The following is a 10,641-nucleotide window of genomic DNA, read 5'->3' as shown; positions in this document are numbered from 1 at the left end:
CACGCCGGTCGGTGGGAGCGGGTTAGCAGGGTTTGGCCTTCTCGGGCGCGATCGCCGTGAAGTACGCCGAAACGGCTCGATCGAGGTAGTCGGGCCGCAGCTCGAAGGGGAGCCCCTCGTAAGCACAGTAGTTGCGGATCTGCGTCAGCAAGTCGCGAGGGTGGCAGCGTCGCAGAGGTATGTTGCGTGGCTGATAGTGCTTTTGAATCAGGTAATCAACTGCCTCGGCACGGCGCGCACAGCCCAGCGATCGACAGGCCGCGTCAAACAGCTGACGGAACTCGCCGATCGAGGGGTCCTTGATCTCCACCTTGTACGGGATCCGTCTCAGGAACGCCTCGTCTGCCAGCTCGTGCGGCTCGAGATTCGTCGAGAAGATAATCAACTGATCGAAAGGTGCCCGGATCTTCTTCCCGCCGGGAAGGGTTAGGTAGTCGCAGCGGTTCTCGAGCGGGATAATCCACCGGTTGAGAAGCTCAGTCGGCTCGATGCGTTGCCGCCCGAAGTCGTCAATCAGCAGGCAGCCACAGTTGCTTTTTAACTGCAGCGAGGCTTCGCTAACGTTCGAGACGGCGTCGTGCCGGATCTCAAGGTTATCCATCGTCAGTTCGCCGCCGACGATCGCCGTCGGCCGACGGATCTTGATCCACCGCGTGTCAACCGCTTTGCTCAAGAGCGATTCCTCTTCGACCGGAGCAGCCGAATGGACCGCGGTGTCGTAGAGCTTGATGATCTGCCCGTCTTCGATCAGGGCGTGGGGCACCCAAATGTGGCGACCAAAGCAACGTGTGATCCGCTGCGCGAGCGTTGTCTTGCCGTTCCCCGGCGAACCGTACAGGAACAGCCCCGCACCCGAATTGACTGCCGGGCCCAAGACATCGTGCAGGTGAGGCTCAACGCTGATGTCGTCAAAAGCGGCTTCGAGCTGATCGCGACGCACCGCCTCGGCAGTGATCGTCTGCGCCTCCACCGAGAGCACATAGTCTTCCAGCGGAACGGGCGTGGGCCCCGTGTAGGCGCATGCCTTCATCGCAACCGCAGCACGCTCGCGACCCGTATCGGTCAGCGCGTAGTAGTAATCGTTGAGCGTCGCTTGCCCCTGGTGATACGCGGTCTGACGCGACCGCATGCCCTCTAGCAGCGGCTCGACCAGACGGAACGGCAGGCAGATCCGCTTCGCCAGATCATGCCCGGTTGCCGACCCAAGCTGAAGCATCAACTTCTCGAGTAACGACTCGATAAAGACTCGGCTGACACCGGTCTCTTCAATCGATTCGGGCGCGCGGGGACTGAACGAGTCCTCGGAAAGAAGGGACCCCAGCAGCGGGCTTTCAGCGGTAGGCGAATCGAGCGTGAGCATCTCTTGTTCGATGGAGAGGGAACCCTGCCGAGCGGACTCGCCAGCCGAACCAACAAGCGCATAACGAGCGCCGTGTTTCGCCGCGGAAGTCCCTTCGGTTTTCGAAAGGTAGGTCATGCTCACCACCCCGCTTTCTGGCTCCGGCCACCGGAGCGGCCGCACCGATTGCAGCAACCGCTACGACCGGACCGATGCTCGCGACCGGGCACCACGGCGGCGGTACCCCGCAGCAAACGGGGGGGTCAGCTAACGGCGGGTCGCTATAATCGATCCCCATACCCGGCGATCTGTCGTCGGACCGCCCCCTCTGTGCCACCCCCCGCGCGCCCCCGCTGCCGTCCATGAACGCCTCACAGCGTTTTATCAGCCGTTTTGCCGAACGCGCCGTGCAGGGCGAAAGATTAGTGCTGGTGACGGTCGTCGAATCCAACGGCACGGTCGGTCGCGGCACGAAGATGCTTGTTGGTGAACACGGTAGGGTGCAGGGGCACGTCGGTGACGGGGCTGTCGAGCAGAAAGCGATCGGCTTTGCGCGATCGATGCTCGAAAGTCTTCGTCCCCCTGGCCCGCAGTTGGTTGAGTGGCACCTCGACCGCAACCTTGGCATGCCCGGCGAGGGAACCATGACACTTTTCTTTGATCCACAAAACACGCGCCCCTGGCGGGTTTACCTGTTTGGTGCCGGCCATATCGGGCAGCGGTTAGCCAGAGCCTTGCTGCTGATGGACTGCGAGGTGATCTGCATCGATTCTCACCGCGAATGGGTCGGCCTGCTTCCCGCTTCGCTGGGACTCGAACGCCTGTGCCGCTCCGAACCCGCCGATCTTGCCCAACGACTCGAGGGAGATGAGTTCGTGGTCTGCGCAACCATGGGCGTCGAAACGGATTATCCGATCCTGCGTGCCATACTCTCACGCGATATAGAGATCCCCTATCTCGGTGTGGTTGGCAGCAAGGAGAAACGCCGCGAGTTAGCCCAACGGCTGGTTTCCGACGGAATGAGCAAAGAACGAGCCCTCTCGTTCCGTTGCCCGATCGGCGTTTCGATCGAGGGGGGCGAACCCGGCGAGATCGCGATCGCGATCGCGGCGGAGATGCTCGCCGTACGTCAGCAAATGATCGCCCAGGTATTGGGCCGGTCGAGTGCGATCCCGGGTACGGCGGCTTCCTAGTCGGCCCCGATCTTGGCCGCCCTTACGACCGAACGGCGGGGGCAAACCTCGTTGGCTTCAGCCTCTCAATATGCTCTTCGCTCAGGGGAGGGTTGGCTCCCGTAAGCTCGGCGACGATGAGCTTGGCTGTTGGCGGAGAGAACTGGAGCCCCGAGCGATGATGCCCGGCTGCGACCAATAAGTTGTGATATCCCGGCAATCTGCCAATCTGTGGCAGAGCGTCTGCGGAAGCAGGTCGCAGGCCCGACCAAAACGCCTCGACCGGTGCCGACCCCAGCCCGGGCATCATCCGCTCGGCGGCTGCAAGCAGACGCGCTCGCGCTTCGGTGGTCACGCCGCGTGCGAAGCCAACGTTCTCTACCGTCGCCCCCACGAGCACCAAGCCGTCGCGCCGCGGAACAAGGTACCAAGGAGGATCGTGAATGATGTGTGGTGGCGCTTTACGCGGCCTCATGAGCAGAATCTGTCCACGGACCGGTTGCCCGGGGGCCACACCGTTCGTCAGCTCGGCGAGATGAGGGGTCCAGCACCCCGCGGCTAGGCAGCATGCCGCCCCCTGATAGTCGCCGTCAGTCGTGCAAACGGCGGACAACCGATCGCCTTGGTGCTGGAAACCCACAACACGGGCCCCTTCGACAATCTTGCCGCCGCGGCGAAGCACCGAGGCAATGAGCGCGCGAAGGTGCCGAGGATTGCGAACCTGAGCCTCCGCTGGCACGTGGACAAAGTGCTCATCGTGTGGCTCGATCACTACGCCGTCTTGCTCCCAGCGAGCCAGCGTGGCGCGTGTCTCCGCCGCCGAGGCCCCACGCACCGGATAGGTGCTTCCGCAATGCCAGTACTCGTTGTCGATGCCGGTCTCTTCCAGGAGCCGAGCGGACCACAAGGGAAACAATTCGGCGGAACACTTTGCCAAGCGATCGAGCAGCGGATCCTTCACGTACCAGGAGCGAGGCGGAAGGATGCCGGCACCGGCCCAAGAGGCCTCGCGGCCGCAACGCCCCCGTTCGAGGACGGTTACGGAAAGGCCGGCCCGCAGCGCCTCATCGGCGATCGAGAGGCCGATCACACCGCCGCCCACGACAACTAGCTCGCTCGATCGATTTACGGCTGACATTTTTCATCCCGCCGAAACCGGTGCCTGCTTCGCCGAGCAACTCTGGTGAGTTTAGATCGTGCTCGCTGAGGGCGGCCCGAGAATCGCGGTTAACTGTTCTTGCAAAGTGCTGAGGGCCCCATCACCCGTGCTTCTGCACAGACGCACACGCAGTTCGTTGAGTGCATCGAGGCGATCGATATCGTACCAGGGTGTGACCGTACGGAAATCGACCCCTTCACGCCATCCGGCCGCGATGAGGCGGCTGACAGTAAGCGAGTAAACCCGAGCGGAGCCCCACGGCATGTCGTCGAAGACGGGCGGCAGTTCGCCTTTGGCTCCGATCAGCCAGTAGCCCCCGTCCGAAGCTGGCCCCAGCACAAAGCGCCTGCCGGCACAGGCCAGCCACGAGAGCGCCTCGCGCAGGGCTTCTAGCGGGAGATCGGGGCTGTCAGAGCCAATCAGGATCGTGGCACCAGGCTCAGCAGCATCGGCTCCGGAAAGATAACGGCGCATGCGGTCACCCAGTGGCCCCCCAGGTTGAGCGACGCAGCGCCACTGGCCGGATATTTCCTGCGCAATCTCTAAGAAGGCTGGCTGCGCTTGGGGGGGGGTGAAAGCCACGAACCGCTCTGCGCCGATTGTCGAACAGCGGTGCAAGGTCGCCATGAGCATGTCTCGTGCAACGGCCGCTGCAGGCCCGTCACCAACCGAGGCCGCTAAGCGTGTCTTGGTTTCGCCGGGGGTCCAATGACGAGCGAAGACGCCAAGCCGACTTCCCCCCCCCTCGGCCACACCCCCCCCGTTCGGGTGGAATTCCTTGCTTGTCCGCAGCGGTTCTGACGGCTCGGTCATGAGGGGAGAGGATGCGTTTTACCGCACCCCCCATTTAGGGGGAAATTTAGATCGGTTTGAGGTTTCAGCGACGCGGGTCAACCCAAGTTGCGAAGGCCACCCAATTTGCGTCATTTCCACGCGACGCAAACCCCATGAGAGCCGCTTCAGGGGACCTCGTTAAAGCCGATTCAGCCCGCCAAAACGCCGCTGCAATCCATGCGTAAGTACTTATATGAAAACAGTTTATGGACTTTTTTGCGAACCTAGCCAGACCGAGTCTAGGATGAGAACCAGAGAGACTTTCTGTGCGTCATCAATCACAGAGGCCCCTTCCTCGGCGGGTCAGCTTCGGCGGATTCGTCCGGTTTGTCACCCCGGTATGGAGGCCGATCGAGCAACTACGGACCGCGTCATTCGGTCATACGCCAAGGTTTCGATCGCCATGAAAAATCACAAGAACTCAGGCCGTTCGCGCTCACCGCAGCAAGCGACGCACCGCGCGCCGACACAGCTGCGCCAGGCGCGTGGCCGCAACTCCGCCGCCAACGCGCGCTTGTCGCGGAGTGTAACGCCCCAATCGCTGCGTGGCGTCGCTCAGCGAAACCTGGAGCTGCCCTTCTCGCCTCCCGAGGACTGGCACGAGCCGACCGAAGCCCCGCACCGCGTGCGGTATGTCGTCAAGAAGCCGGGCTTCGGCTATCGCCACGTCGTTACGCCCGCGGAAGTCGCGGATCGGCTTGCTCAGCTTCCGCAACACTTCGTGAAAGACCTGCAGGTCATCCAATTCAGTCAAATGACTCGTAAAAAGCAGAGCTTGCCGTGCTACGGCATGCAATGGGGATCGACGCTGTACCTTTATCCGGTCGATGAAGGGCTCATCGAGTACTTCCCCACTCCTCCCCCGCCGGCGATCGCGAACGAGGCTCGCATGTACGGAGGCGTGTGGCGGCAGGGTGATGCGGGATCCTGGACGCTGCATTGGACCACAGAAACGATCCGCGACTTCTACTTGAACAACATCCTCATCCACGAGTTGGGACACCTGCTGGACAACCGTAATGCTGGCTATACCGATCGCGAACGCTACGCCGAATGGTTCGCAACCGAGTTCGGTTACCGCAACACAGGTGGCTGGCGCGGCCGTAACCCCTCGAAGCAGATCAATCGCCGTCACCATACCGTGTGATCTGGCTTACTGAGCAGGAAACGGCTCGGTTTCACTCCGCCCCCTTAACACGTTAAGCTCGCGGCCCTGGTAGGGTCCGCGAGCTTTTTCGTTTCACGCGGTAGTTCCTGCCTGCCAATTTTCGTTCTGTACCGATGCTCTTGCCGCTCGTCCCGCTGCCGACGTTTCGTGAACAGATAGGGGGCACGCTGCGCGCGGCGGAAACGCTCACCACCCTCCAGATCAATGTGGGGCTCGCCTGCAATCTGGCATGCCGCCATTGCCATGTGCAGTCTTCGCCGCTGCGGACCGCGGCCCACGAGAATCTAACGGAGGAAACAACCGGGCGGCTGCTCGACTGGTTGGCGGCTGCCTCTGATGTGACCACGGTTGATCTGACCGGTGGCTCGCCCGAGATGAATCCAAACTTCCGTCCGCTGGTGGAGGGCGTACGGAAGCGGGGAAAGCGGGTCATGGACCGCTGCAATCCGACGATCCTTCAGGTTCGCGACGCTCGCGAGAAGTTGGTCTACGACTGGGTCCCCGATTTTCTTGCGGAGCACAAGGTTCATGTCGTGGCGTCGCTCCCGTGTTACCTCGAAGAGAACATTCGCAAACAGCGTGGATCAAACGCTTATAGCGATTCGATCGAGGGCCTGCGGCGCTTGAACGCGGTGGGCTACGGAACCACTCCTGAGTTGCGACTGACGCTGGTCTACAACCCAACCGGGCCTTCGCTGCCGCCCCCTCAGGGCGTGCTGGAAGCGGACTACCGCCGTGAGCTGAAGGCCCGATTCGACCTGCACTTCAGCGAGTTGTGGACCATCACCAATATGCCGATCGCACGTTGGCGCGACGATCTCCAGCGCCGAGGCGAACTGGAAAACTATGAACGTTTGCTGCGCGAAGCGTACAATCCCGCTACGATCGACGGGCTGATGTGCCGGCGTCAGATCCACGTGGACAGCCAAGGCAGGGTCCACGATTGCGATTTCAACTACGCCCTGCAGCTCCGCACACCGGGCTGCGAGGATCGGTTCTTGTGGGATCTCGATCCGACGACCCTCGTTGGTCGTGAGATCCGCACCGCCCAGCACTGCTTCGGATGCACGGCCGGTGCCGGGAGCAGCTGCACAGGTTCGCTGACGCAGTAGCGAGCCGAATCAGGCCGCGACACGCTGCGGAGCGTCGGTGGGCACGCCCAGACCGAGCTTGGCCCGCAAGGCCCGCTGAAGATCGGGGTCGAGGGCGCTGAGCACGGCGTGCTTCTTGGCAATCCGCCGCGTACGGCCCATGGCCAGCAGAGTATCGAACAGAGCCGGGGCCAACCGCTTGAACCCATGGACCCAACGCCCGACGGGATCGATCACAACGCGCTGCTGGTTGTAACGGATCGCACGCACGGCGCGGCGGGCGACCCGCTCGGGAGACACACACATCCAGCTAGGCGGCCGCTTGGGCGAGCCGCCAGGCAGTTCAGGCCGCGCGGCGGCAAACAGACCGGTCTCGACAAAGCCGGGGCACAGCGCCGTCACCCCCAGACCGATGCGGCCGTACTCAGCGCGGAGCGCTTCGCTAAAGCCGACCATCGCGAATTTGGTGGTGCAGTAGGCCGCCACGCGGGGCATACCCGACAGGCCCAAAACGCTGCACACGTTCAGAATGTGCGCTTCGGGCCGCGCGAGCAGTGCGGGCAGCAACCGCTGCGTCAGCCGCAGCTTGGCATGGAGGTTGATCGCGAGGAGTCGCTCCCACTCTTCGGCGGGCATGGTGTGCGTGGGGCCGTGATAGGTCACGCCCGCGTTGTTTACGAGAACATCGACACCCGCCCACCGCGTCAGGGCCACTTCGGCAACCTCGTAGACGCGTGCCACCTCAGAGAGGTCGGCGTGGTGCGTCGCGACATCGACACCAAAAGGTTCGAGATCGCGACGCACCCGCTCAAGACCCAAGACGTTGACATCGACCAACATGAGGTCTACGCCGCTCCGGCCAAGCTCGAGCGCTATCGCGCGGCCAATGCCGCTCGCTGCGCCGGTGACCAGAGCACGTTGACCCCGAAGCAATCGCATATCGACGTCTCTCCCCCCCGGGAAACGGTGTTGTCCGTAGCCGCGCTACTAGGCCGCGGCACGGAGCGAGTGCGGCGTGACGCCGCGTTGTGACACAGCCGGATCGATCGTGCGGCTCAGGCGATGCTGATCTTCGCCCCGCAACTGAGCAACGCCCCAGTTATCGAGGTAGTACTTGCCGCCGTTGTAGACCGAGCGGTAGAACTTTTTGCCCGGGTAAACGGCCACGTCGGTCGGAATAGCGCGGATGTTGAACGCCAAGCGATGGCGATCGGTCGTGTTGGCCGCCGAACCATGGATGCAGCGTTCGGTGAAGAGGATCATCTGCCCCGCTCGGCAGGGAACCTCTACGATCTCGGCTTCAGATTCTTCAAAGTCGAGCGAGAAGGACGCGTTGTAAAATCCCTCGTTGCCGCCGAAACTGATGGTCCGAATCCGGTTGTGCGTGCCCGCAGCAAAACGGAGGCAGCCGTTCTCGGTCGTGGATTCATCCACCGCGATCCAGGCGGTGATCTGGAACAGATCGTTCCGATCACGCGGAAAGAGAGCCGGGTCTTGGTAGTCCTCTACCATGAACGTGCTCGCCTGGTGCCACTGAATGGACGGCGAACCGGGCCCCTTATAGAAGATCTGCGAACGCCAGCAAAGCAGATCCTCGCCCAGCAGTTGGGCGATGCGGTCCGTGACCGCGGGCGTCTTCATGTAGTCCCACAGACGGGGCATCTCAAAGTGCCGATCGCGCGGCGTCTGGAAGCCGTACGTGCTGCTCTTTGTTCCCTCGATCGCGAGCAGGTCTTTCTTGAAATCCTGCATCTCTTCCGGCTGGAAGACATCAAAGGGGCCGGCGAAGCCGCGTTTGTAGAACGAGTTAAGCTGATCCTGGCTCATACGATGCTCAGGAGCCACGACCGCTTTGGATTCGATCTTGGCGGGGATGCGAAACTCGCACGGCTGATCGATGTAGGCCTTCGTCAGACCCGATCCGATCAGCTTGCTGAACATCCGCGGATCCCAGTTGCGGACGATCGCCTTGATGTCGCGCGGCAAGACCGCATGCGGCAGCCGAAGCGTTTTGTACGCCCAGAGCCCGCCCAGAGCACCGCACAAAGGAATCCGCTGCCAGAGCGGACGAATCTTGGGATGCATATTCATTGAAAGAGAACTCGCAACCAGTACTTAGGGGCGGAATAGCGAACAGGTCGGGGGCTGAAAGAGGGCCGGAATCCGCACGCGCAGGGGCGTCTCCCAAGCCACCACGCCATCTCCGCGGCGTCATGTCTCTCAACACCCGCTGATATCGGCACTGCCCAGGCCTCAGGATGAGAACAACCCGCAAGACCCGCACTGTCGCCCCCCCCAACGAGGGTCTCACGCGGCGTATACTGGAAGGCCTTCCTTCGCCCACCGCCTGCTAGCAGCCCCGCAATGCACTCCGCTTCTTCATCAATGCCGCTCGATAGCAGGCTCTTGTGGGGAGCAAGGTGTCTGCTTGTGACGGCGCTGGGGCTGAGCATTTACCTGATCATCGCCGGAGCCCAGGCTGGAGCCGTCGCGGGGTGTGATTTCTTTAGCGCCTTTGATTGCGAAGCCGCGTTGGCGAGTCGCTGGGCCAAGTGGTGGGGAGCCCCCGTCGCGGCGCTAGGTGCCGGCACCTATCTCTTGTTGCTTGCAGCCACAGCGCTGATCGGACGCCACAACGCAGCCGCCGCGATGGGTTGGCGCCTGGTCGAGGGGCTCGGCTTCGCGGCCGTTGGGGCTGCCTGCTGGTTCGTCGGGGTGCAAGCTACCGCGTTGGATTCTTTCTGCATTTACTGCCTAGCGACCCATGCGTGCGGAGTGCTGGCAGTCACGGGTCTCTTTGTGTTGCGTGGTTATCGCAGCGCCGATGCCGCCCCGACCGGGGCCGCACTGCTAGGTAAACCCGTTAGCGCGCCGCTGGCTGGCAGCCCACCGGCCTTGGGAGCACCCACCCTGCTAGGAGTGCTTGCCGTTGCGGGTCTGGCGTTGGGGCAACTCTTCGGTCCGGTAAGCGAGGGTCCCCCGGCGACTGAGTTCACGGCTCCAGAAGACTTGCAAGTGACGGGTTTCGATCGGCCTCCTGCTGCAAAGGCAACGCCGGCGGACGACTCTGCGTTCCCGCTCACTTCGCCCGACGATTCCAACGGGCCGTCGAGTGCCTCAGAAAATAAGGAGTCGGCAAGCGAACTTTCCAGCTACCGACGACCGGGCGGCTCGCGAAAAGTTGCTTTTCTCAACAATCGGCTCTCAATCGAGGCCTATGAACACCCGGTGCTGGGGTCGCCCGAGGCACCACACATGGTCCTGGAACTCATGGACTACGCGTGCCCCCACTGCCGCGAATTTCACGAGCTGTTAACCGAAGCCCTCGCGCAGCGTGACGGTCAGATAGCCGTTATTGTGATGCCCGTTCCCGGCGAAGTTTTGTGCAATCCCTATGTGGCCCGCGGAGCCAAAGAGCGCCGCGGAGCGTGCAAGCTCGCGAAGCTGTCGCTCGCTGTTTCGGAGTTGGCACCTGAGTCCTTTGAACCCATGCATCGCTGGTTGCTCGAAGGCGACCGCCTGCCCAAGTACACGGCCGCGCTGCTCGAGGCCCGCCGGTTCGTCGATGCCGATGCCCTGAGCCTCAAGCTGCGCGACGAGTCGGGCCAACTCGATCAGCGGCTCAAACGCCACATCGAGTTGTTCGCCACGCTCAACTCGATCAAGCGTATCGGCCTGCCTACGCAGGTGATCGGAAACAATGTCGCCGGGGGCGGAATCAAGACTACCGAACAGCTGCTCGAATTCTGGGATCGTGAGTTTGGGCTGACCTTGAAAGACAGTCCCGACGAGACTTCTCTCTGACGACGTTGCCAGCACCGCTAAGCTTGGCAACGATCGCTTGAGCCGCACATCGTCCGCGATCGCGGCGACTGGCC

Annotated in this window: 9 protein-coding genes; 4 read left to right on the top strand and 5 right to left on the bottom strand. The window is 62.5% G+C overall.

Translation table 11 applies throughout. The features are described 5' to 3' along the window. Positions 1–22: 22 nt before the first annotated feature. Positions 23–1,477 (bottom strand): AAA family ATPase, encoded by a 1,455-nt coding sequence (locus Pla111_RS14755; RefSeq protein WP_231931072.1) that lies wholly within the window; start codon positions 1,475–1,477, stop codon positions 23–25. A 224-nt stretch (positions 1,478–1,701) separates the two neighbouring features. On the opposite strand from Pla111_RS14755, the gene Pla111_RS14750 reads away from it, so the two are divergent. Beyond that, entirely contained in the window at positions 1,702–2,532 is an 831-nt protein-coding gene (locus tag Pla111_RS14750; protein ID WP_146575214.1) for an XdhC family protein, read from the top strand. Between the two features lie 22 nt (positions 2,533–2,554). Here Pla111_RS14750 and Pla111_RS14745 read toward each other — a convergent pair whose 3' ends face one another. Both Pla111_RS14745 and Pla111_RS14740 read right to left on the bottom strand, forming a co-directional pair. Further along, the gene (locus Pla111_RS14745) at positions 2,555–3,649 is read right to left on the bottom strand and encodes an NAD(P)/FAD-dependent oxidoreductase (protein ID WP_146575213.1); all 1,095 of its coding nucleotides are present in this window, start codon (positions 3,647–3,649) and stop codon (positions 2,555–2,557) included. A 51-nt stretch (positions 3,650–3,700) separates the two neighbouring features. After that, positions 3,701–4,483, bottom strand: coding sequence for a TIGR04282 family arsenosugar biosynthesis glycosyltransferase (locus Pla111_RS14740; protein ID WP_146575212.1), 783 nt, complete (start codon positions 4,481–4,483; stop codon positions 3,701–3,703). 424 nt (positions 4,484–4,907) lie between these two features. Between Pla111_RS14740 and Pla111_RS14735 the strand changes: the two genes are divergently transcribed. Continuing rightward, positions 4,908–5,651 carry a hypothetical protein gene (locus Pla111_RS14735; protein ID WP_146575211.1) on the top strand — a complete coding sequence of 248 codons (744 nt, stop codon included), beginning with the start codon at positions 4,908–4,910 and terminating at the stop codon, positions 5,649–5,651. 134 nt (positions 5,652–5,785) lie between these two features. Beyond that, positions 5,786–6,784 carry an arsenosugar biosynthesis radical SAM (seleno)protein ArsS gene (arsS, locus tag Pla111_RS14730; protein WP_146575210.1) on the top strand — a complete coding sequence of 333 codons (999 nt, stop codon included), beginning with the start codon at positions 5,786–5,788 and terminating at the stop codon, positions 6,782–6,784. Between the two features lie 9 nt (positions 6,785–6,793). On the opposite strand, the gene Pla111_RS14725 is transcribed toward arsS, so the two are convergent. Both Pla111_RS14725 and Pla111_RS14720 read right to left on the bottom strand, forming a co-directional pair. Then, complete coding sequence (locus tag Pla111_RS14725; protein WP_146575209.1) at positions 6,794–7,702, bottom strand: SDR family NAD(P)-dependent oxidoreductase; 909 nt, start codon at positions 7,700–7,702, stop codon at positions 6,794–6,796. A gap of 48 nt (positions 7,703–7,750) precedes the next feature. After that, positions 7,751–8,854, bottom strand: coding sequence for a phytanoyl-CoA dioxygenase family protein (locus Pla111_RS14720; protein ID WP_146575208.1), 1,104 nt, complete (start codon positions 8,852–8,854; stop codon positions 7,751–7,753). Between the two features lie 273 nt (positions 8,855–9,127). Here Pla111_RS14720 and Pla111_RS14715 point away from each other — a divergent pair, with 273 nt between their 5' ends. Further along, positions 9,128–10,567, top strand: a complete 1,440-nt coding sequence (locus Pla111_RS14715) for a vitamin K epoxide reductase family protein (RefSeq protein WP_146575207.1) — start codon at positions 9,128–9,130, stop codon at positions 10,565–10,567. Positions 10,568–10,641 lie beyond the last annotated feature (74 nt).

Origin of the sequence: Botrimarina hoheduenensis, from assembly GCF_007859815.1 — a bacterium.
GTDB lineage: Bacteria > Planctomycetota > Planctomycetia > Pirellulales > Lacipirellulaceae > Botrimarina > Botrimarina hoheduenensis.
This window is presented reverse-complemented; position numbering and strand designations above follow the sequence as displayed.